Annotated in this window: 22 protein-coding genes and 2 pseudogenes; 14 read left to right on the top strand and 10 right to left on the bottom strand. The window is 64.5% G+C overall.

All coding sequences use genetic code 11. The features are described from left to right. Nucleotides 1–20: 20 nt before the first annotated feature. Nucleotides 21–2,342, bottom strand: a complete 2,322-nt coding sequence (locus OKW45_RS04360; protein WP_429466185.1) for an EAL domain-containing protein — start codon at nt 2,340–2,342, stop codon at nt 21–23. A 357-nt stretch (nt 2,343–2,699) separates the two neighbouring features. Between OKW45_RS04360 and OKW45_RS04355 the strand changes: the two are divergent. The 4 genes and pseudogenes from OKW45_RS04355 to OKW45_RS04340 all read left to right on the top strand — a co-directional run bounded on the left by OKW45_RS04355 (nt 2,700) and on the right by OKW45_RS04340 (nt 8,183). Next, nucleotides 2,700–3,995 (top strand): annotated as a pseudogene (locus OKW45_RS04355) (cellulose synthase subunit BcsC-related outer membrane protein). Nucleotides 3,996–4,563: 568 nt separating this feature from the next. Next, complete coding sequence (locus OKW45_RS04350; RefSeq protein ID WP_429466183.1) at nt 4,564–7,224, top strand: response regulator; 2,661 nt, start codon at nt 4,564–4,566, stop codon at nt 7,222–7,224. A gap of 209 nt (nt 7,225–7,433) precedes the next feature. Then, entirely contained in the window at nt 7,434–7,760 is a 327-nt protein-coding gene (locus OKW45_RS04345) for a transposase (protein WP_090806367.1), read from the top strand. 156 nt (nt 7,761–7,916) lie between these two features. Beyond that, entirely contained in the window at nt 7,917–8,183 is a 267-nt protein-coding gene (locus tag OKW45_RS04340) for a hypothetical protein (protein WP_018424948.1), read from the top strand. A 28-nt stretch (nt 8,184–8,211) separates the two neighbouring features. Here the strand turns inward: OKW45_RS04340 and OKW45_RS04335 are convergent, their stop codons facing one another. Genes OKW45_RS04335 through OKW45_RS04325 form a run of 3 tightly spaced genes read right to left on the bottom strand, consistent with a single transcriptional unit; the run spans nt 8,212 to nt 10,616 of the window. After that, nucleotides 8,212–9,585 carry an ATP-binding protein gene (locus OKW45_RS04335; protein WP_429466181.1) on the bottom strand — a complete coding sequence of 458 codons (1,374 nt, stop codon included), beginning with the start codon at nt 9,583–9,585 and terminating at the stop codon, nt 8,212–8,214. Continuing rightward, complete coding sequence (locus OKW45_RS04330; RefSeq protein ID WP_018424946.1) at nt 9,582–10,295, bottom strand: response regulator; 714 nt, start codon at nt 10,293–10,295, stop codon at nt 9,582–9,584. The genes OKW45_RS04335 and OKW45_RS04330 overlap by 4 nt, the downstream gene beginning before the upstream one ends. 27 nt (nt 10,296–10,322) lie before the next feature. After that, nucleotides 10,323–10,616, bottom strand: coding sequence for an EF-hand domain-containing protein (locus OKW45_RS04325; protein ID WP_187617804.1), 294 nt, complete (start codon nt 10,614–10,616; stop codon nt 10,323–10,325). 247 nt (nt 10,617–10,863) lie between these two features. On the opposite strand from OKW45_RS04325, the gene OKW45_RS04320 reads away from it, so the two are divergent. Together OKW45_RS04320 and OKW45_RS04315 are read left to right on the top strand one after the other, a co-directional pair. Continuing rightward, entirely contained in the window at nt 10,864–11,154 is a 291-nt protein-coding gene (locus OKW45_RS04320; RefSeq protein WP_018424944.1) for a hypothetical protein, read from the top strand. A gap of 314 nt (nt 11,155–11,468) precedes the next feature. Further along, nucleotides 11,469–11,747 (top strand): hypothetical protein, encoded by a 279-nt coding sequence (locus OKW45_RS04315; RefSeq protein WP_429466179.1) that lies wholly within the window; start codon nt 11,469–11,471, stop codon nt 11,745–11,747. On the opposite strand, the gene OKW45_RS04310 is transcribed toward OKW45_RS04315, so the two are convergent. Further along, entirely contained in the window at nt 11,736–12,986 is a 1,251-nt protein-coding gene (locus OKW45_RS04310; protein WP_429466178.1) for an arsenic transporter, read from the bottom strand. The genes OKW45_RS04315 and OKW45_RS04310 overlap by 12 nt on opposite strands. 273 nt (nt 12,987–13,259) lie before the next feature. Here OKW45_RS04310 and OKW45_RS04305 point away from each other — a divergent pair, with 273 nt between their 5' ends. The 3 genes from OKW45_RS04305 (at nt 13,260) to OKW45_RS04295 (ending at nt 15,145) form a co-directional block, all read left to right on the top strand. Next, nucleotides 13,260–13,823, top strand: coding sequence for a cytochrome b (locus tag OKW45_RS04305; protein WP_429466176.1), 564 nt, complete (start codon nt 13,260–13,262; stop codon nt 13,821–13,823). 116 nt (nt 13,824–13,939) lie between these two features. Continuing rightward, nucleotides 13,940–14,515 (top strand): YceI family protein, encoded by a 576-nt coding sequence (locus OKW45_RS04300; protein ID WP_429466174.1) that lies wholly within the window; start codon nt 13,940–13,942, stop codon nt 14,513–14,515. Nucleotides 14,516–14,563: 48 nt separating this feature from the next. Then, nucleotides 14,564–15,145 (top strand): YceI family protein, encoded by a 582-nt coding sequence (locus tag OKW45_RS04295; RefSeq protein ID WP_429466172.1) that lies wholly within the window; start codon nt 14,564–14,566, stop codon nt 15,143–15,145. Between the two features lie 32 nt (nt 15,146–15,177). On the opposite strand, the gene OKW45_RS04290 is transcribed toward OKW45_RS04295, so the two are convergent. Further along, complete coding sequence (locus OKW45_RS04290; protein WP_429466170.1) at nt 15,178–15,609, bottom strand: hypothetical protein; 432 nt, start codon at nt 15,607–15,609, stop codon at nt 15,178–15,180. Nucleotides 15,610–15,733: 124 nt separating this feature from the next. On the opposite strand from OKW45_RS04290, the pseudogene OKW45_RS04285 reads away from it, so the two are divergent. Next, a pseudogene (locus OKW45_RS04285) lies at nt 15,734–16,109 on the top strand (Y-family DNA polymerase); the annotation flags it as partial. Between the two features lie 80 nt (nt 16,110–16,189). Here the strand turns inward: OKW45_RS04285 and OKW45_RS04280 are convergent. Then, the gene (locus OKW45_RS04280; RefSeq protein ID WP_184008185.1) at nt 16,190–16,573 is read right to left on the bottom strand and encodes a hypothetical protein; all 384 of its coding nucleotides are present in this window, start codon (nt 16,571–16,573) and stop codon (nt 16,190–16,192) included. A gap of 246 nt (nt 16,574–16,819) precedes the next feature. Between OKW45_RS04280 and OKW45_RS04275 the strand changes: the two genes are divergently transcribed. The 4 genes from OKW45_RS04275 to OKW45_RS04260 all read left to right on the top strand — a co-directional run bounded on the left by OKW45_RS04275 (nt 16,820) and on the right by OKW45_RS04260 (nt 18,922). Beyond that, a complete protein-coding gene (locus OKW45_RS04275; RefSeq protein WP_018424936.1) occupies nt 16,820–17,263 on the top strand; it encodes an Hsp20/alpha crystallin family protein in 444 nt (147 codons plus the stop codon). A 28-nt stretch (nt 17,264–17,291) separates the two neighbouring features. Continuing rightward, complete coding sequence (locus OKW45_RS04270; protein WP_018424935.1) at nt 17,292–17,699, top strand: Hsp20/alpha crystallin family protein; 408 nt, start codon at nt 17,292–17,294, stop codon at nt 17,697–17,699. 170 nt (nt 17,700–17,869) lie between these two features. Continuing rightward, nucleotides 17,870–18,433: an Hsp20/alpha crystallin family protein gene (locus tag OKW45_RS04265; protein ID WP_429469243.1), complete on the top strand. Its 564-nt coding sequence runs from the start codon at nt 17,870–17,872 to the stop codon at nt 18,431–18,433. Between the two features lie 249 nt (nt 18,434–18,682). After that, nucleotides 18,683–18,922, top strand: a complete 240-nt coding sequence (locus OKW45_RS04260) for a hypothetical protein (protein WP_026226611.1) — start codon at nt 18,683–18,685, stop codon at nt 18,920–18,922. 263 nt (nt 18,923–19,185) lie between these two features. Here the strand turns inward: OKW45_RS04260 and OKW45_RS04255 are convergent, their stop codons facing one another. The 3 genes from OKW45_RS04255 to OKW45_RS04245 all read right to left on the bottom strand — a co-directional run bounded on the left by OKW45_RS04255 (nt 19,186) and on the right by OKW45_RS04245 (nt 20,259). Further along, nucleotides 19,186–19,392: a hypothetical protein gene (locus tag OKW45_RS04255; RefSeq protein WP_429466168.1), complete on the bottom strand. Its 207-nt coding sequence runs from the start codon at nt 19,390–19,392 to the stop codon at nt 19,186–19,188. A gap of 176 nt (nt 19,393–19,568) precedes the next feature. Beyond that, nucleotides 19,569–19,889, bottom strand: coding sequence for a Rieske (2Fe-2S) protein (locus OKW45_RS04250; RefSeq protein ID WP_018424932.1), 321 nt, complete (start codon nt 19,887–19,889; stop codon nt 19,569–19,571). A 1-nt stretch (nt 19,890) separates the two neighbouring features. Then, the gene (locus tag OKW45_RS04245; RefSeq protein ID WP_429466166.1) at nt 19,891–20,259 is read right to left on the bottom strand and encodes an SUF system Fe-S cluster assembly protein; all 369 of its coding nucleotides are present in this window, start codon (nt 20,257–20,259) and stop codon (nt 19,891–19,893) included. Nucleotides 20,260–20,267: the final 8 nt, after the last annotated feature.

Here is a 20,267-nt window from a genome sequence, read left to right as displayed (position 1 = left end):
GCGAAAGCCTTTCACTTCCCCTACTCGCCCGCCGGCCAAGGCAAGCCTCGCGCCGACCAATCCAGCTCGACCCCCAACACACAGCGCCCGCTCGCCAGCTGCACGGCAAGTGTCACTGCAATGCACGGCCGCCCGCTCGCGAGCGACAGATAGGGATTACTGGTGGTCGCCTCGCCGGGCAGCAGCACCGCATTGCGGAAGTAAGGCCGATGATCCCAGCGCGCATCGCGCGGATTCGCGACCGGCTGCAGCGACGCCGCGTCCTCGCACCATGCGGGCCCGCGCACCTCGTGACCGATCTGGCGGCCGGTGGCGTCGAGGATGAAACAGCTGATGCAACGCCCGAAGGTGGCGAGCAGCGCGAACGCGTCGTCCATCATGGCGCCGGCGCGCAAGCCGTCGGCCGCGCGCCGCAGTTCGAGCCGGTACGGCTCCACTTCGGATTCGAACAACGCATGCTGATGCGCACGGCCCTGCGCGATCACGTCGAACGCATCGTCGATCTGGCGATGCACCGACTCGGGCGGCGCGATCTCTGCCGCGGGCCGCCCTAGCAGATAGCCCTGCGCGAAATCGACATTCGACTCGACCGCGAGAATCAGTTCGTCGGCCGTCTCGACGCCTTCGACGACCACCAGCATCCCCGCCTGGTGCAGCAGCGACACGAGTTTCGGCAGGATCGGCTGCTGCGTGCCGTGCGTGGTCGCGCGAATCAGCTCGCCGTCGAGCTTGACGAGGTCCGGCCGGATCCGCAGCAGCCGGTCGAGATTCGACTGGCCCGCGCCGAAGTCGTCGACTGCGATCAGGAAGCCGTGCTGGCGATAGCGCGCCGCCGCGCGCGACATCTCGTCGACGCTGCCGCCATGCGATTCGAGAATCTCCAGAATCACGCGCTCGGGTTCGAGCCCCGCGGCGCGCACGATCTTCGTCAACTGGTCGGCGTAGCCTTCGGCGACGAAGGTGGACGGCAGGATGTTCAGGAACAGCCACGCATCGCCGGGCAGCGCGCGACGCGCGTTGCCGAGATGCACCGCGTGGCTCGCGCGGTCGAGCGCGCCTTCGTCGCTCGACGGCTTCGGCGCGAACATCACGACCGGCGGCACCAGCGTGCCGTCGTCATGCTCTCCGCGCAGCAGCGCCTCGAAGCCGACCTGCTTCTGATGCGATAGGCTGTAGAGCGGCTGAAAGTGCGAGATCAGATAGAAGTCTTCCCAGCGGTAACGCGCCGCGTCGGCGCTCGGGTCGCCGAACGGTGACTGCAGCGCGTCGAACGGCAGCGCGCGCGCCGCGCAGACACGGTTGCGCCCCGTCTGCTTCGCGCGCAGCAACGCTTCGTCCGCGCGATCGAGCAGCATCATGAAGCTTTCGCCGCGCCGATGCTCGGCGACGCCGAAGCTCGCGGTCAGATGGCCGTCCGGCCGTTCGATCCCGGCGATGTCGAGGCGCAGCCGCTCGGCGAGCTGCAGCGCGCCGGTGAGATCATTGTCGAGCAGCAGCGCGAATTCCTCGCCGCCGATGCGGCTCACGCTTTGGTAGAGCGCAACCGCGTTCTTCAGCACCTGCGCGACCTGGAACAGCGCATGGTCGCCAACCGCATGGCCGAAGCGGTCGTTGAGCGACTTGAAGCTGTCGATGTCGAGAAAGATCGCGCAGATCTGCGCCCCTGGCGCCAGCGTCTCGAGGCGTCCCTCGGCGTGCTTGACGAACGAACGACGATTTTGCAGGCCGGTCAGCGGATCGGTTGCCGCGAGTTTCGCGAGCTGGCTCTCGAGCAGAAAGTGATTGCGCCGGAAACGGTAGAAGCCGAAATGGAACACCACCGCCGTCGGCGCACCGATCGCGATGACCCACGTCCACACGGCCGCGTCGACCTCGGGCGCATGAGCTTTGCCGCGCAGCAGCGCGATGGCCGCCGCGTAGAACACCACGCTGCCGGTGACGAAATGCGCGGGCGTGAGCCATAGCGGCGCCGCGCAGATCGGTATCACGACGAATGCGGGCAATAGCCACGGCAACGGATACGCGAGGCCCTTCGCATTCAGCACGAGCCCGGCGATCAGCACCAGTTCGTACGCGACGCCGATCGCGCCGAACAGCGCCGTCGACTTCGCGCGCGGGATCGCCAGCACCAGCAGCGCGAGCAGGAGCGCGCACAGCAGCCGGTACGCGAGCGGCCCGGCCGGTGCGCCGACCAGTTCGCGCGCCGTTACCGTGCACAGGAACGCAACCACCGTGAAGCCCATCGTCACGAGGGAAAGCGGCCGCTGATGGTCGAGCGAGCGCCGGTGAAAGCGCTCACGCATGCTTGGCTCTGGCAGGTGCTGCGTCGGGATGGCAGACATAGATGGCTGATCAGGGTTTCCGGTCACTCCGCCAATGGTTATCGGCAAACGTTCGATAAACATTTATGGCTAACGTAACACGAGGTATCAATTCGGCGCCTGCGCATCGCCCTTGCGTCCGCCAGAACCGTGACCAGCAGAATAGTGAGTGAATCGAGCATTGCAAATTATTTGAATCGAACGACGCCGCGCCCGATTTTTCGCGCAACTCACCTTCCGCCGAATCCATGGTTAAAAGACTAAAGCTCAAACAGGCCGGATTGTCGGCTAATACACCTATCGTTCCGCAAGCCTTTTCGCGCGCCAGGCGAAGATTAACCTTTCAATTTCTTTTAAGCAGCAAAAATTACCCAATTCATGTGTCTCGAATGCGCCTTTATCCCGCCCGGCAGCAACGCACAGAACAACCCGCAGTCGAACGTCGCGAACGCGCAGACGCTCGGCGTCGCCGAGGAGCTTGCGCAGGTCAATCGCGAGCAGTCGAGCACCGTGTCGGGCGGCCTGATCTTCCGCAATCGCGTCGGCGAGGACGGGCTGTCGTCGCTCACCGACATCGAGGCGCCGATCCAAGGGCGTTTCAAGGCGGGCAACGGTCACGTGGTCGTGACCGCGACCCCGGTTACGCTCGATGCAGGCACCGCGTCGAACAGCACTCGACGCTCGCGCGCTTCGGCGCGGGGCTTTCGACCGCGTCGTCGAAAATCGGCGGCGCAGAACGGCACCAACAACTATGGCAGCCAGACCGCGAGCGGTGTGGGCCTGTCCGTCGGCTATGACAGTCGCAGCATCAGCGGCGATATCGGCGTGACGCCGATCGGCTTCCGCGAGAACAACATCGTCGGCGGCGCGCAATACAACGGCGGCATCACCGACAAGGTCTCGTACTCGATCGCGGTCGCGCGGCGCGCGGTGACGGACAGCCTGCTGTCGTACGCGGGCGCGCGCGATGCGGCCGCCGGCCTCTAATGGGGCGGCGTCACGTCGAACGGCGCGCTTGCCAGCCTCAGTTGGGACGACGGCAGGAGCGGCCTGTACGTGAACGCGTCGTATCAGCACTACATGGGCACCAACGTGCCGAGCAACAACGCGATCAAGGGCGGCGGCGTCTACACGCGTCTGCTGAAAGACGCCGACCAGACGCTGACGGTCGGCGTGAACACGACGATCATGGGCTACAACCGCAATCTGTCGTACTTCACTTACGGCCAGGGCGGCTACTTCAGTCCGCAGCAGTACGTGATCCTGAATCTGCAGGTCGAATGGTCGGGCCGCGCGGGCCTGTTTACATATGACGTGAAGGGTTCGGTCGGCGTGCAGCATTATCGCGAGGATGCGTCGAACTACTTCCCGCTGAACGACGGCTCGACGCGGCAAGGCGACGCGGCCGCCGCCGCGCAATCCCTCGGCAACGGTCTGACCGCCGTCTACCCGGGTCAGAGCAAGACCGGCGTGTCGTATTCGATCAGCAGCGTCGGTGAATATCAGCTCGCGCCGCAGCTCGCGGTCGGGGCGACCGCGTCGCTCGGCAATGCCTATGAATATCGCGAGTGGCTCGCGGTCGTGTACGTGCGCTACAGCTTCAACAGGCAGACCGGCTTACAGCCGTTCCCGCCGGTGCCGTTGACGTCGCAGTATCTGTCGCTGTCCAACTGACGGACGCACTCGTTGGGTGAGGTCGCGGCTTGCATTCGATGAATCGCAAGCCGCGTCGCCGCGCCCTCACCTTCGTTCGCACTCCATCGCATAGCGCCGGCGTCATTTTCGCGTTACGCCGCCGGCGTCAGGCGCGGCTCGCGCGCGGCGGGTTTGGGGAGTGGATATCGTGTGACGTTTTGCTTCGCCATCGTACGGCGCGTTCCATTGAAGTTCGAAGCTCGCGCAGGAATCGGGGACGGCAGCACGATTCGCACCTGACCGTGGGCACGACCACGAACGTATCGAGCCACGCCGGAAATGCGGGCGGTTCTTCCGCTTTCGCCGCGCAGCAAACGCGCCTCGCGGTAAATGTTGCCCGCGCATCGAACGAGATGCCAAATTGGTAGGGTTTCGGACAGGGTTGCTTACCCGGCAAAACCCCCAAATAGCGTCTGCGATGCATCAACGATAAGGCGTTGTGCCCTACAATATTTTTGGGGTTCGCGAGGCTGCGCAACGCGCGCGAACCCTCGAAGCTTCGGTCAAGAGCCAATCATTTTCGACGTGATTTCACGTGGAGCGCTGCATGCCTTTTCCGGCACAAGACTGCGGCTGCGCTGGCTGGCGCGGCGAGATGGCGCGACGCATCAGCGAATTCGACTGGCGCGCGACCACCCTCGGCGCGATCGAAAACTGGCAGCGCAGTCTGACCTCGACGGTCCAGATGATGCTCGCCTCGCCGGTGCCGCTCGTGCTGTTGTGGGGCGAGCCCGGCTACATGATCTACAACGACGCCTATGCGGTCTTCGCGGGCGGGCGGCATCCGTATCTGCTCGGCCGTCCGGTCGAAGACGGCTGGCCCGAAGTCGCCGATTTCAACCATCACGTGATGGTCACCTGCCTCGCGGGCGGCTCGCTGTCGTATCGCGACAAGGCGCTCGTGCTGCTGCGCGACGGCAAGCCGGAAGACGTGTGGATGGATCTGTACTACAGCCCGGTCGCGGGCGACAGCGGCGCGCCGGCCGGCGTGCTCGCGATGGTCGTCGAGACCACCGGGCGCGTGCTGACCGAGCGGATGCGCCAGCAAGCCGAAACCGAATTGCACGAGACCAACGAACGCCTGCAGCTCGCTCTGAACACCGGCGCGGTGCTCGGCACCTGGGTGCTCGACGTGCGCACCGGTGAGGTCACGGGCGACGAACGCTTCGCGCGGACCTTCCTGTTTGCGCGCGACAAAGCGTCGAAGGGCGTCGCGCGCGATGCCGTGACGCAGATGATCCACCCCGACGACCAGGCGCTCAACGACCGCCTGACCGCCGAAGCGATCCGCAGCGGCGAGCCGTTTCGCGCCGAGTACCGAATCAGGCGGCCTGACGGCGGCTATATGTGGGTACAGGCGAACGGCCGCTGCCAGTTCGACGAACACGGCGAACCGACGCGCTTTCCGTGCGTGCTGATCGACATTCACGATCGCAAGATCGCCGAACAGCAGCTTCTTCAGTTGACCGAAACGCTCGAGCAGCGCGTCGCCGATTCGATCGCGGCGCGCACGCTCGCCGAGGAACAGCTGCGCCAGGCGCAGAAGATGGAAGCGATTGGCAGCCTGACGGGCGGCGTGGCGCACGACTTCAACAACGTACTGCAGGTGATCAACGGCAATCTGCAGATGCTCGCGGCCGACGCAAACGACGACCCGGTCACGCAGCGGCGTCTATCCGCCGCGACCGATGCCGTCAAACGCGGCGCGAAGCTCGCAGCGCATCTGCTCGCGTTCGCGCGGCGTCAGCCGCTGTCGCCGACCGTGCTGAATCCGCGCCGTCTGCTGACCGGCATGAGCGAGATGCTGCATCGCGCGCTCGGCGAAACGGTGCGGATCGACACGGTGCTCAGCGACGATCTATGGAACGTGCAGGTCGACCGCAACCAGCTCGAAAACGCGCTGCTCAATCTCGCGATCAATGCGCGCGACGCGATGCGCGCCGACGGCGTGCTGACCGTGCGCGCGACCAACCGCACGCTCGACGCCGCGTTCTGCCGCGGCAAGCCAGAGTTGTCGCCCGGCGAATACGTGGAGTTCTCGGTTGCCGACACCGGCTCGGGCATGCCGCCCGAAGTGCTGCAACGCGTGTTCGAGCCGTTCTTCACGACCAAACCCGACGGCCACGGCACCGGCCTTGGCCTGTCCATGGTGTTCGGCTTCGCGCGGCAAAGCGGCGGGCATGTGTCGATAGAAAGCGAAGTGGGACACGGCACCACGGTGTCGCTGTTCTTTCCGCGCTGCTGCGAGGCGGAGGCGCCGGAGACCGTCGACGGCACTGCGGCATCGGTCGGCGGCGGCGAAACGATACTCGTCGTCGAGGACGATGCCGACGTGCGGCTGACCGCGGTCGAAATGCTCGCGCAGCTCGGCTACAAGGTGCTGACCGCGTCGAACGGCGACGCGGCGCTCGAATTCATCGACAGCGACATGACGATCGATCTGCTGTTCACCGACGTCGTGATGCCCGGCAAGCTGAAGAGCGTCGAGCTCGCGCAACGCGCGGCCGCGCGTACGCCGCCGCTGCCTACGCTGTTCACATCGGGCTATACGCGCGACGAAATCGTCCACCACGGCAAGCTCGACGCCGGTATCACGCTGCTGTCGAAGCCGTACCGGCGCGACGATCTTGCCCGTCTGGTGCGTAACGTTCTACGCGCGGGCGCCGCGCGCGCGGACCACGCGGCCGGGATGCGCGAAGCGCGTATCGCCGCATGCGTGCCGCCCGCCGCGTACGAAAGCGCCAACACGTACGCCACTGCGAAGAGGCCGCAGAAAACGTCGAACAAAGAGCCGAAGAAAAAGCCGCAACAGCCGATCCGGCCGCGTGCGGCCCAGGAAGCCGCGCGCGTGCTGTTCGTCGAGGACGACACCGAATCGCGCGAGGCGCTCGGCGAACTGCTCGGCGCGTTGGGCCTCGCTTGCACCGCGGTCGCGAGCGCGGAAGCAGCGTTGCCGCTCGCGAACGCGCAACGCTACGACGTGCTGTTGACCGACCTCACGCTGCCCGGCATGTCCGGCGACGAACTCGCGCGCGCGGTGCGGCGTGTGCAGCCGCAAATACGCGTGCTGCTGGTGTCGGGCTACGGTCGCAGCGCGGAGATCGGGGCGGCGATTCCGGGTGCACGGCTACTCGGCAAACCGCTCGATATCGCGCAGTTGCGACAAGAGTTCGCGCAATGGCTCGACCACACCGAAGCGGCGTCCTAGATGCTATGAGGGAGGGCAGCGTCAGCTCCTTCAACGTGGTCGCGGTAATCCCCGGCGCGTCGCTGATGAAGGTTTGGAAAGCAACGCTAGCATCATCGGACGCGAAGCAATCCGCGGTTCAGCGGGCCAAACCACGCGTAAATCCGGAATTAGAAGGAACCGCCCAAACCGTAAGATCGACATAAACCAGTCAGTCAGGTGTTGGCGGCATGCTAGATCTTCCTCTTTCCGATGACGCCTGGGCGCGCATCAGTCATCTGTTCAAGCAGGACCCGAAGAAACGTCTGGGCCGGCCCGCGCGTCCTCCGCGCGAGATCCTGGACGCGATTCTGTGGGTCGTCACGCGCAACGAGAAATGGCATCGGCTGCCCGGCACGTTTCCGCCGTCGCAGACGTGCTACATCAGGTGGCTGCAATGGCGCCGCACGGGCTTGATGAGCGCGATTCTCGACGAGCTCGGCCTGAGCGGTTGCGCGCTTGCATCGGCGTCTCGCGCGGATTCGGCGCCTCCGGCGGGGTCGACTGCCGACGCCTGAAATCGCGGCCTGGAATGGCATATATTGTTGGGTAAGGATGGGTACCCTGAACGGCGCGGCCCCGATCTGCAGCAGCCGCGCGCCTCCGGGTATGATGCCGGGCGCGGTACCCGCCGCGACGGCTTCCGATGCCGCATTCTTGCCACGAGAACCATCATGCCTGCCCAACACGACGAAGCACCCGGCGCTCACGACACGACGGACAAGCCGAAGCGCAAGACGCTGTCCATGTCCGTGCGCAATCTCCTGATGGTCGCCATTGGCGTCGTGATGTTCGCGATCGTGTCGGGCGTCGTGCTGTACAACCCGATCATGTACGGCGACGAGATCCCGAACTTCGGCATCATCCTGATGCTGACGGTGCCGGTCATCGCGGGCGTCGCGTTTCGGGTCGGGCTCGACGCGTGGCTCGATCGCGAGTGAGCGGCAAGAACGCCACCTTTTCATCCCATCATGCCGCCTTGACCGGCAATACGACCCACACTTCGAGGCCGCCGCCGTCGCGCGGATGAAACTGCAGGCCACCGCCGTGCAGCCGCGCAATCCGCTCGACGATCGACAGCCCCAGCCCCGTGCCGCCGCTATGCGCACGCGCATTGCGGCCGCGCTGGAACGGCGCCTTCAGCTTCTCCAACTCCTCCGCCGTCAAACCTTTACCGCGATCGCCGACCGCAACCGTGACCGCGTCCTGCGTCGCCCACGTGCGCACCGCAAGCCCGCTGCCGCCGTAGACGATCGCGTTCTGCATCAGATTCATCAGCAGCCGCATCATGCTGATCGGCCGATATCGAACGGCCGGCAAGCTGCCCAGCGACAGGTCGAACTCGTGCCCGAGCCCCGCGAAGTCGCCCGCGAGCCGTTCGATCAGCGCATTCAGATCGCCGGGCCGCGCTTCCTCGCGCTCGCCGCTGCCCGCGTAATCCATGAACTGCTGCAGAATCGTCTCGATCTGATCCAGATACGATTCGGCGGCGATCACGAAACTGCTGTCGGCCCCCTGCGGCATCGCCATCGCCATCGACAGGCGCAGCTTCGTCAACGGCGTGCGGATGTCGTGCGAGATGCCCGCGAGCATCAACGCGCGCGTCGCTTCGGCGTCCTGTAACGCGCGCGTCATCTGATTGAAAGCGCTGCCCACGGCGGCGATTTCGGCGGGTCCGTCGGTCGGCAGCGGCGTGGGCAGGTCGCCGGCGCTGACGCGCCGCGCCGCTTGCGTGAGCTCGTGCAACGGTTCGTTCAGGTGCAGCTGGATCGCGTAGCCGGCGAGCGCGGCGAGCACGCCGAGACCCAACGACAGGAAGATCGCCGCTTCGAGGCCGCTGCCCTGCGCGTCCTCGGGAACCGGCAGCGCAATCCAGTATGGCGCGCTGGCCAACGAACCGGCCGCGTGGTCGGACCCGGCAGCCGGCGCATGCATGCGAATCCACAGCCGCTGCGCGCCCTCGGTCTGCCACCGCACGGGCATATCGGCGGGCAGATGCTTTTGCAGGCTGTCGATGAAAACGCCGCGCTGATAGGAGCTGTACACCCGCAACAGATCGTGCGGCGGTGTGTCGGTCGCTTCGGGCGGCAACTGCTCGCGCGCGTCGAGACGCGCGGTCAGCGCCGCGCGCGAGGCGGGCGGAGTGGCCGCGAGCAGGTTGTCGAGCGTCGTCACGTAGGTCGCGAACACGGCCGCCGCGCGTTCGACGCGTGGCCGCTGCACGTAATGCAGCAGCACGACGATCGAGCAGAGCTGGCTCAGCATCACGAGCGCGATCAACAGCGCGATATTGCGCGCGAGCAGCGTGCGCGGCAGCAGTGCGCGCGACAGCGAGCGCATCATGATTCGACATCGGCGACGAGCATATAGCCAGCGCCCCAGACAGTGCGAATGAAACGCGGCTTCGACGGATCGTCCTCGACGATCTGCCTCAGCCGCAGCACCTGTACGTCGATGCTGCGATCGAGCGCGTCATGGTCGCGCCCTCGCGCACGCGCGAGCAGGTTGTCGCGGCTCACCGCGCGATTCGGCGACGACGCGAGCGCGACCAGCAGCAGCATCTGCGCGGAATGAATCTCGAGCGGCTCGCCCGCGCGCGACAGCTCCTGCTTGCCGATGTCGAGCGTGAAGTCGCCGAAACGCACGCGCTGCGACGTCAGCGTGACGTCGCCCGCGGCCATCTTCTGGCGGCGCAGCAACGCATTGACTCGCGCCACCAGTTCGCGCGGCAGAAACGGTTTCGCGAGGTAGTCGTCGGCGCCGGTTTCGAGGCCGGTCACGCGATCGAGCGGATCGCCCTTCGCGGTCAACATCAGGATCGGCAAGGTCTGTCCTTGAGCGCGCAGCTTCGCGCAGATCTCGAGGCCGTCCTCTTCGCCGATCATCAGATCGAGTATCAGCAGGTCGAACGGCTCGCGCTCCAGGTAGCGATTCAGTCGCTTGCCGTCCTCGGCCGCGCGCACGTCGAAGCCGTGACCGCGCAGAAAGCGCAGCAGCATGTTGCGCAACTCGGCTTCGTCGTCGAGCACGATGATCCTGGCGGGGCGTTCCATCCGAAAGCTCCTCGATAACCGAGCCGCTCAGTGTGCGGCCCCGCGTTCCTGCATGAATGCCTCGATCTGCGGGAGCGTGATGTAGCCGGCCTTCTGCGTGTCGATCTCGTCGAAATGACGCGCGAGCATCGGCATGCCGGCCGCCGCCTGGTCGCGGGTCAGCTTGCCGTCGTGGGTGGTGTTCGCGCTTGAAAAACGCGTTTGCAACTGCTGCTCCATGCGCTCCATCCGCTGCTGGCTGATACCTTGCGGCGCGGCGGCCTGAGCGAATGCGACGGTGGACGCGCAGCACAGCAGCACGGTGGCGAGCAACTTCTTCATGACTGACTCCTTCGGTTGGAACATCGACCGTCGCCTGCCTGGGTGCCGCGAGCCGTTTCGATGACAGGCCGAATTCTTGGTCAGACGCCGCGCGATCGCAATTCAAGAATCATGTCGAATCATGTCACGGCGCCGGGTGCCGCTGCAGCGTGACATCGAACGAAATGAGTTCGCGGTTTCGTTTTGCGGGCCTGCTGCGTATCGTTCCGTCTGCCGTTCGTCGGCATTCACGTATCAGGAGTCCCAAATGACTATCCGTCTCGCCTGCGCCTCGACTCTCACCGCCATCGGTCTCGCCTGTTCTTCCGCTGCCTACGCGAGAGTCGTGCTGTACCTGCCCGCCGCCGTGGTCTACGCGCCGCCGCCGCGGCCGGTCTACTACCCGGTGCCGGTCAATCCCGTGTACGTATCGGCACCGCCTGTCGCCGTGCCAGTGGCGGCCGCGACCATCGTCGCGGTGCCGCCCGCGCTCAACTATGCGGTGGTGCCCGCGCCGACGGTCAGCTATGCGCAACCGCTCGTGATCGCGCCGCGTTGAAAGCGCGCCGGGCCGTCGCGCGGGCGGTTTCGATCGCCCCGAGACCGGGCCACGCCGTTGACTCAGCATAGGACACGCGCCTCGCGGGCACGCCTGGTGAATTCCCGTTGTCCCGTTGACAGGTGGAGCGCCGCGTAAAACTTGCATGGAGTTTGCCGCTTCTTACCATCGCGCACCGCGCCAGGTGCGCGCCCGATCTGGCGCTCTGTGCCGTCACGGCCGATATTGACTACATATAGGCGGGATGGAACGGACCTTGCGACCCGTGTCGGGTTCGCGCGCCCCTATCCACCCTTCTTTCCTGGACCTTTGTGATGAATTACCAAGATGTCGACAAGGAAATCGCCCACCTCGAAGTCGTTTTCAACGCACTTTCAGGGCGCGACCGTTTTCCGCTGTCGTACTGGCAGCGTCGGCTGCATGCGTTGAACCGTTCGTCGATGGTGCCCGCGCAACGCCAGCGCGTCGCCCGCCTCGAAGCGAGGCTGCGCTCGGTCGGCGCGCGACTGGACCAGCTCGCCGGCGCGAACCGCGTCGGCTCCTGCACAAGCCCGCCGATGGCGGGCGGATCCGGCAACCGTTCAGCCAGTTAATATCCGTGCCCCAAGCGCCAGCACGAGCGCGGGCACCATCACCAGCGCGCCGACTTTCAGAAACTTCATGAAGCTGACGTCTTCGCCTTCGCGGCGAATCGCGTTGAGCCACAGGATCGTCGCGAGCGAGCCGGTGATCGACAGGTTCGGCCCGAGGTCGACGCCGATCAACAGCGCGTCGATCACGCGCTCGGGGCTATGCGCCTGCATCACGGTCGAACTCGCGATCAAGCCGGCCGGCAGGTTGTTGATCAGATTGCTGAGGAACGCGACACTCGCGCCGGCCCACCCGGCCGCTTCCATTTCGTTGTGTTCGGTCGCGCGGCGCAACGCACCCGCGAATATGTTGATCACACCGGTGTGATCGAGCATCTCGACCAGCACGAACAGCCCGGCGACGAGCGGCAACACGTTCCACGAAATTTCGCGCATCATCGGCAGCGGCGATCTGCGCTCCTTGATCAGCACGACGAGCGCGGTCAGCGTGCCGAGGATCGCGGTCGGCAGGCCGAGCTGGATGTCGTAGGCGGAGACCGTCAACAGCGCGCCGGCCGTCACCGCGATGCCCGCGAGCGCGACGCGCCCGCTCGCCGAGAGCTCGACCGCGTCGAGATTTGCCTCGCAGACGCCAGCGAGCGCCTCGCGTTGCGTCCAGCGCAGCATCGCGAAGGTCGCGGCAATCGACAGCACCGACGGCAGCGTGAAGCGCAGCATCCACGGTCCCAGCGGCGGCGTGTGATTGCCGTACAGCACGATGTTGGCCGGATTCGAAATCGGCAGCACGAAGCTCGCCGCATTGGCGACGAACGCGCAGACGAACAGCAGCGGCAGCGGCGGTGTCTTCGCTTTCTTCGCCGCCGCGAACACGGCGGGCGTCAGCACGACGGCGGTGGCGTCGTTGGAAAGAAACGCGGTGATCACCACGCCGAACAGATACACGAGCACGAACAGCTTGCGCGGCGAACTGCGCGCATGATTGACAGCGAGCACCGCGACCCAGTCGAACAGCCCTTCGCGGCGGCCGACTTCAGATAGCAGCATCATGCCGAACAGGAACAGATAGACGTCGGTGCCCTTGCCGATCGCTTCGACCGCGAGATGCAAGGGCAATAGGCCGAGGGCGACGAGCAGCACCGCGCCGCCGACGGCCCACACGGCTTCGGGCCATTTGAACGGCCGTGTGATCACGCCGGCGGTGGCGAACGCGGCAATACTCCAGGAAAGAAAAATGGAATTCACGGCTTAAAGCCCGAATAATGGGTTATGTCGATGGCTGCGCAAAGCGCGCAACCTTGTAGTTCGGGGCAACAAATTACCACAGCGGTACCACGGCGAGCGCTCCACAGCAGTGTGCGTGCCTTCATGCGCGTACCTTCAGCGCGCATGCCTTTCGACACGATTGACATCACCGCGACAACGATCTGTTCCCGCGCACCCGCCTATTCGGTTTGAATTGGCATCCCTACTATCCGCATTCTCACGCGGCTTCTCGCGAGCAACGGATAGAACACGATGCAAACACACGCTTGCGCTCCCACGCGCTACCACGGCGCGGCGATCGCGCTGCACTGGCTGGTCGCCGCGCTGATGATCTGCGGCTTCTACATCGGCTGGATCATGACCGATATCCCCGGCTTCACGCCGACGAAGCTCAAGTACTTCTCATGGCACAAATGGATCGGCGTGACCGTGTTCGCGCTTGCGCTGCTGCGCGTGCTGTGGCGCGCGACGCATCGCGCGCCCGCGCTCGATGCCGCGACGCCCAGCTGGCAGAAGGCCGCCGCGCATCTGGTGCACGGCCTGCTGTATCTGCTGATGCTCGCGATTCCGCTGTCCGGCTATTTCTACAGCTCGGCGGCCGGCATTCAGGTCGTGTATCTGGGCATCCTGCCGCTGCCGACGATCACCGGTCCCGATCAGGCGCTGAAGGCCACGCTGCGCACGGTGCACGTGCTGCTCAATTACACGCTGCTCGCGCTCGTACTGATGCACGTGCTCGCGGCGCTCAAGCATCAGTTCATCGATCGCGACGGATTGCTCGCGCGCATGGTGCCGTTTCTGAAGACCCGCGCATGACGATACGAAAGCTTGAAGAAAACCATAACTCCTGTCGATTGGTTACGACTGGTTGGCAATCAAATTCCTCGCGGTGTGCAATCAGGCCGCGAAGCTCGGATAGGATGCGTACCATCATGAAGACACCCTTTTATCACTCCGCTCATCGCGCGACGCTCGCTTCTTTCGCGGTGCTTGCGCTGCTCGGCGCTAACCTCGCGCACGCCGACGTCGACTTCGCGAAAAGCAGCGTCATCGCCACGACCAAACAGATGAACGTGCCCGTCGACGGCAAGTTCAGGAAGTTCTCCGCGCAACTGAATTTCGATCCGGCGAAGCCTGCCGCGGGCAGCGCGAACGTGTCGATCGACACCGCGAGCTACGACCTCGGCGCCGACGACTACAACAAGCAGGCGCAAGGCAAGGAATGGTTCGACAGCGGCGCCTTCCCGAGCGCGACCTTCGTGTCGAGCTCGATCGCGCCGGCTGGCGGCAACCAGTACAAGGTGACCGGCAAGCTGACGATCAAAGGCAAATCGCAAACGGTCGTCGTGCCGGTCGTGATCGCGAGCCAGGGCGCCATGCAAACTTTCGACGGCTCGCTGCCGATCAAGCGCACGCAGTTCGACGTCGGCACCGGCGACTGGAAAGACACGTCGGTGGTCGCCGACGAAGTCGTCATCAAATTTCATCTGGTCGCGGCGAAGAAATAACCCACAACGCCGCAGCACCGCCTTACCCTTCGACCTCTGGAGTCCAACTTGAAGAAATCCTTCCTGCTCGCCGCCGGCGCGCTCGCCGCTGCATGCTCGTTCAACGCGATGGCCGCCGCCGAAACCTACCTGCTCGATCCGACGCACACGTCGCCGAGCTTCGAGACCGACCACTTCGGCGGCCTGTCGATCTGGCGCGGCAAGTTCCAGAAAAGCAGCGGTACCGTCGTGCTCGATCGCGCGGCGAAGACCGGCACGGTCGAGGCGACGATCGACCTGACCTCGGTCGGCATCGGCAACGACAAGCTCAACGAGGAACTGGTCGGCGACAAGTTCTTCGACACCGCTAAGTTCCCGACCGCGACCTACAAGGGCACGAAGATCCGCTTCGACGGCGACAAGCCGGTCGAAGTGATCGGCACGCTGACGCTGCACGGCGTCACGAAACCGGTCAATCTGAAGATTGAATCGTTCAAGTGCATCCAGCACCCGATGCTGAAGCGCGAAGTGTGTGGCACCGAATCGGTCGCGACGTTCAATCGCGACGATTTCGGCATCGACTTCGGCAAGGCGTACGGCTTCAACATGAAGACCACGCTGCATATCCAGGCGGAAGGCGTCAAGCAGTAAGCGCATCGCGCCCGGCACGGCCGGGCGCCGAACTACTGGATCGCGGGCTGCGCCGGCGCGTGCGACGCGTGGCGCGCCGGCAGACATGCGACCAGTTCCTCGCGGCGCATGGCCTTCGCGAACAGCCAGCCCTGCGCCCATTCGAGCGATGCCAGGAACGACACCTGCCGCGCGATCCGTTTGAACGCGAACCAGCCGAAGCCGCCGAACCCGGCGCCCATCGCGACGCCTATCGACAGCCACATCGCCAGCAGGCCGGGCCAGTCTCTCAGCAGGCTGGTGCGCCGGCCCTTGACGACGACGCCAAGCGCGCGCGTCGCCGATCGTGCGACCGCGTAGTTCCATTCATCGCTATCGACGCGCCCCGCCCGCGTCCATGCATGGAGCTTCTCGTCGGGGTCCGCGCCCGTCGACAGCGCGAAGTTTCTGAAGCCGCTTTTCTTCAACATTGCGTTGAACGACACGCGTGCGCCCGACCGCGGCGGCCCTGACCGGCGGAAATCGCGGCAAGGTACCCTGACGGGCTGGCGCGATCGGAACGCGCGCCTTCGCCGCTCCCGTTCATTGCCGTCGTTCGCGTCAATCCCCATGAATTCGCCAACCCGCCGCATCGCGCACCTCGATATGGACGCGTTTTATGCGTCCGCCGAACTGCTACGCTATCTGGAACTGCGCGCGGCCGCGCGGTGTTGATCGGCGGCGGCCGCAACAGCGCGCCGCAGGTGCTCGAAGACGGCAGCAGGCGCCGCGCGATTACGCGGGCCGCGGCGTCGTGACCCCCGCGACCTACGAGGCGCGCGCGCTCGGCGTGTTCTCGGCGATGGGCATGAAGGCCGCCGCGCTCGCGCCCGACGCGATCCCGCTGCCGACCGACTTCGATTCATACCGCCACTACTCGCGTCTTTTCAAGGCCGCCGTCAGGACGTTCACGGACCGCATCGAGGATCGCGGCATCGACGAGATCGACGTGGGCTGCCTCGCCGACAATCGACCTTTATTTTCCGCATCAGTTTCCGATCAACCGCTCCATCCTTGCCGCGCGCGCTACTGGATCGGCGGCACCACGCCGAGTTTTTCAGCCAGCATCCTTTCGTAGACACCGAAGTGCAGGTCGACCTCCTCCTGCGTAACGACGGTCACAAGGATGTTGATCTGCGCCGGTTGCAGCCCCAGCACCGTCGCGACCGCCGCTTCCAGGTGCGGCGCGCATAACCGGTCGTCGGCGAACGTGGTGCCGACAGCGATCTCGTAAGCGGAATCATGCCGGCACACCACTTCAACCAGCCGCGCCCGGGCGCTCATGTTGCTGTCGATCGCCAGCCGGATGACTTCGACCGCCGTGCGCATCGTCCCGGTCGGGAAACCCTTTGTTGAGCGCAACCGGATACGGTGCCGGCCAAGGGTGAACCAGTCGTATTCGAATTCCATGGTGTCCTCGCAGGGTGTTGCAGGGTGTCGTGAAAATAGGGGTATGGCAATCCGAATTCAAGAACAAAAAGTCGCCATAGCTCCTTGAAATTTCCGTTTCCAGTCCTATTTTAGATATCGCTCAGGCAGTCGCGCCGGGATGTTTTGGCGCGCTGCGTGTTTCGATTTGTTTGCCGGCAGCATGGCGGACGGACTGGAGCGCGTAGGCCAGTTCGTCTTCCTGCTGGTTTATAGGAGGAAACGACCATGAGTGATCTCTACTTCGGGACCGACCTTTTCAGCGAGTTCGACCGTCTGCAGCGGCAGATGGCAAACCTGTTCGGCGGCTTCCCCTCCAGCATCCGTTCCGGGCGCTTCGGCGCATTCCCACAGGTCAACATTGGTTCGACCGACGACTCGATTGAAATCGTCGCGTTCGCGCCGGGTATCGATCCGGCGAACCTCGACGTATCCATCGACAAAGGACTGTTGACCATTAGCGGCGAACGCGGGACCGCACAGCCGGACGCGGCTGGCGACGACACGCGTACCTATGCGCAGGAGCGCTTCACCGGCTCTTTCCGGCGCGTCATTGAACTGCCGCAGCATGCCGACCCCGACAAGGTGACGGCGCAGTACACCAATGGCTGCCTGACCGTGAGCATCGGCAAGCGGGAGGCGTCCAAGCCGCGGGCCATCACCGTTCAATGAAATGCGTCAAGGAACTGAGGAGGACATCATGAACGACACGACAGAACTCGCCCGGAAAGATGAAACGGCAGTGTCCCGGCGCGAAGACGAGCAGTCGCAACGCGGAATCACGCTAACGCCGCCCGTGGATATCTTCGAGGATAGCCAGGGTGTCACCCTGTGGGCTGATCTGCCCGGCGTAACAAGGGACCGGCTCGATGTGAAGGTGCATGACGGCAACCTGTACATCGAGGCCGAGGCGGTGGTGCCCACGCCAGCGGGGCTACGCGTACAGCATGCGGAGATCCGCCAGCCTCACTTCGCGCGGGCTTTCTCGCTTGGTGCCGAGTTCGACACCTCGAAAATCGACGCAAACCTGAAGGACGGCGTGCTGAAGCTGACGATACCGCGCCGCGACGAGGCGCGGCCGCGCCGCATCGAGGTCCGCACGAACTAGCAGTGCGGGCGACAGCGACAGGGTGGAAACCCGGTGGTGGCCGTCTGGCCACCACCTCTCGACCGCCGCGGCCCGGAGGTGGCACGTTGAGTGTAAGTAGGCGGCGAAGTCGTTGTTTCGGTGAAATGACCCATATCCGGCTCTCCTGCCAGACCGTAGAGGAGGATGCGATGAACACCGACCCAAAGAAGTGGAATCCCTTCAAGTTCCTGCGTGGCGCGGGGCGCAAGTCCGGCGCGGACAGCCCGGAAGGCCCGCCGGCAAGCGAACAGTGGCGGGCCGCGTTCTCCGATATTCCACGATTCTTCTCGCGCGAACCGTGGCGTGCAGTTGAAGAGTTCTTTCATGATCCGTTCGCCGGACGGGGTGCTCTGGAACGATGGTTTGGCGACTTCAGTTCATCGCGCTTCCAGCCGCGCATCGACGTGGTCGATGATGGGCAGGTATTGCGGGTAACCGCCGAGTTGCCCGGAATGGAGCGGGAGGATCTGAACGTCACCGTCGAGGATGGGTCGCTCGTGCTGCGCGGCGAGAAAAAACAGGACGTGCGCAGCGAGGAAGACGGCTGCTACCGGCTTGAGCGCGCCTATGGAAGCTTCGTGCGCACGATCCCGATGCCGGAAAACGCCGACCCCGAGCACGCCCTGGCGAAGTTCGACAACGGCGTGCTCACGTTGACCGTACCGAAATCGGAGCCGTCGCGATCCGCGAGCCGCACGATCGATATCGGCTAGTGGGCAGGCAAGTCGCGCCGGTAGCGGATGAATATCGGGCTAGCCGGGCCGATAGCTCAGCTTGTAGAGCTGCATCGGGGCGGGCATCAAGTCTGCTCATTTGCAGCATCGGGCGATGATCGTCACCCGTATCGCGTGACGCCAGCAGCAGCGCTTCGGGCGCGGTGCTTGCGTCACGTGATGATGGCGCGCGACTCGATAGACGCGCACAGCGCTGTGACGGCGTTTCCTTGGCTACTGGGAGGCACTATGCAGAGGGAAGACATTACCTACCGTGGTTTCGTGATCCGGCCGCTCGTGACGATGTCGGAGCGGGGGCGCTATGCAGCCGCGGCCATTGTCACGGATCGGGACAGCGAAAGCCGGACGCTCGGCGTCGAGGGCGATTTTGGCGACATGCAAGAAGCGTGGGACCAGGCAATCGAACTGGCGATTGCATGGATCCATCAACGCAATGTCGTATCGGACCACTACATCCGTCAGCGATAAATCCAGATGTCGTCCGACACTGGCGATCTCGTCGGTAAGCCGAACGCGGGCCGGAACGTCTGTGTCATGTTTGCCGTGGCCAGCGCGGGGTCTTACCATGCGACGCGGCGAATGGGACCGACCGCTGCCCCCCGAAAGGCGGACGACAGACTCAATTCAAGCTGGCGAAAAGAGCGCGCAGGGTGACGCATCCACAGCATCCACATGATGCCAGTCACGACTTGCGGACAATGTCAGGACGGCCGCGGCCTTTATCTTTTTGATCAACAATCAGCCTCAACGTCCGACTCGCGCGCAATGGAAAGCGACGCCTGCTGCATCAGCGATGAAGCCGCAGCGAACAGAGCAACGGTAGTTACCGGCTTTCGATAGCATGCAGGAATAGCGCGTCCGCCTTCATGCTGCGTCGTCGTCCCTTCGACGCTGTCGACCTCCCGCGACGTCAATGGCCATGCCTTCGCCAGGGCCATTGCGGGAGGTACTCCAGGTGCTTCAGCAACTTTGCCCGCCGGTGTTCGCGTCGATAGTGGCCGACCAGAAGATGGCCGCGATCAGCAGCAGTGCCGAACCCATCAGCATTCGCGTCGGTCGGCAGAACGTCGTCTGGAGCGGAGGCGTCGCAAAAAACCCGGAAAAACAGCGCACCTCAATCCCATCGCTCGTCACGGACCTGAACAACGTCGGCCTCGATCCGCACCGGAAATGCCACCACATCCTCATATGCCGGCGGCGCCAACACCTTCCCGGTCCTGATGCAAAACCGTGCACCGTGGCGCGGACAGACGACCACGTCGCCTTCCACAACACCGCCCGTCAGGATGCCGCCGTCGTGTGGGCAGACATCCTCGATTGCATAACAGGTGCCGTCGACGTTGAACACAGCAACCTGCGCGCCATCGACCTCGACGCTGCGTACAGACCCAGCGGGGAAATCCCCGATCGCGGCGACATCGACCCAGTCGGACATGTCAAAGCATCCCCAATTGCAGGCGCGCCGCATCCGACATCCGGTCTCTCGACCACGGCGGATCCCACACCAGTTCAACGTGCACGTCGTTCACTCCGCTCGCCGAGAACACCGCATCCTCCACCGTCGCCGGGAAGGTCTGCGCAACCGGGCAGCCGGGCGCGGTCAGCGTCATGCGGATCTCAACGCGGCCTTCGGCTTCGTCCACGTCAAGACCATAAACAAGCCCCAGATCGTAGATGTTGACCGGAATCTCCGGGTCGAACACGGTGCGCAGCGCGTCGATCACGCGGTCTTCAAGATGTTTTGTCGTTGTGCCACTGCCGGGTTGTGCGGCCTCGGCGCGCTTCAGCCAGTCGAATGTGCTCATCGTCTGCC

Source organism: Paraburkholderia lebeckiae (assembly GCF_050436225.1).
GTDB lineage: Bacteria > Pseudomonadota > Gammaproteobacteria > Burkholderiales > Burkholderiaceae > Paraburkholderia > Paraburkholderia tuberum.
The sequence above is the reverse complement of the archived record's forward strand: the minus strand, read 5'-3'. Positions and strand labels throughout refer to the sequence as shown.

Bases quoted from the DNA above. Each gene is read 5' to 3' on its own strand.
- OKW45_RS04300 (WP_429466174.1), top strand. From the start codon at position 13,940: ATGAAGACACCCTTTTATCACTCCGCTCATCGCGCGACGCTCGCTTCT.
- OKW45_RS04260 (WP_026226611.1), top strand. From the start codon at position 18,683: ATGCAGAGGGAAGACATTACCTACCGTGGTTTCGTGATCCGGCCGCTC.
- OKW45_RS04245 (WP_429466166.1), bottom strand. From the start codon at position 20,259: ATGAGCACATTCGACTGGCTGAAGCGCGCCGAGGCCGCACAACCCGGC.
- OKW45_RS04325 (WP_187617804.1), bottom strand. From the start codon at position 10,616: ATGAAGAAGTTGCTCGCCACCGTGCTGCTGTGCTGCGCGTCCACCGTC.
- OKW45_RS04280 (WP_184008185.1), bottom strand. From the start codon at position 16,573: ATGGAATTCGAATACGACTGGTTCACCCTTGGCCGGCACCGTATCCGG.
- OKW45_RS04270 (WP_018424935.1), top strand. From the start codon at position 17,292: ATGAACGACACGACAGAACTCGCCCGGAAAGATGAAACGGCAGTGTCC.
- OKW45_RS04315 (WP_429466179.1), top strand. From the start codon at position 11,469: ATGAATTACCAAGATGTCGACAAGGAAATCGCCCACCTCGAAGTCGTT.
- OKW45_RS04265 (WP_429469243.1), top strand. From the start codon at position 17,870: ATGAACACCGACCCAAAGAAGTGGAATCCCTTCAAGTTCCTGCGTGGC.
- OKW45_RS04330 (WP_018424946.1), bottom strand. From the start codon at position 10,295: ATGGAACGCCCCGCCAGGATCATCGTGCTCGACGACGAAGCCGAGTTG.
- OKW45_RS04350 (WP_429466183.1), top strand. From the start codon at position 4,564: ATGCCTTTTCCGGCACAAGACTGCGGCTGCGCTGGCTGGCGCGGCGAG.
- OKW45_RS04305 (WP_429466176.1), top strand. From the start codon at position 13,260: ATGCAAACACACGCTTGCGCTCCCACGCGCTACCACGGCGCGGCGATC.
- OKW45_RS04275 (WP_018424936.1), top strand. From the start codon at position 16,820: ATGAGTGATCTCTACTTCGGGACCGACCTTTTCAGCGAGTTCGACCGT.
- OKW45_RS04345 (WP_090806367.1), top strand. From the start codon at position 7,434: ATGCTAGATCTTCCTCTTTCCGATGACGCCTGGGCGCGCATCAGTCAT.
- OKW45_RS04335 (WP_429466181.1), bottom strand. From the start codon at position 9,585: ATGATGCGCTCGCTGTCGCGCGCACTGCTGCCGCGCACGCTGCTCGCG.
- OKW45_RS04360 (WP_429466185.1), bottom strand. From the start codon at position 2,342: ATGTCTGCCATCCCGACGCAGCACCTGCCAGAGCCAAGCATGCGTGAG.
- OKW45_RS04320 (WP_018424944.1), top strand. From the start codon at position 10,864: ATGACTATCCGTCTCGCCTGCGCCTCGACTCTCACCGCCATCGGTCTC.
- OKW45_RS04255 (WP_429466168.1), bottom strand. From the start codon at position 19,392: ATGGCCCTGGCGAAGGCATGGCCATTGACGTCGCGGGAGGTCGACAGC.
- OKW45_RS04250 (WP_018424932.1), bottom strand. From the start codon at position 19,889: ATGTCCGACTGGGTCGATGTCGCCGCGATCGGGGATTTCCCCGCTGGG.
- OKW45_RS04340 (WP_018424948.1), top strand. From the start codon at position 7,917: ATGCCTGCCCAACACGACGAAGCACCCGGCGCTCACGACACGACGGAC.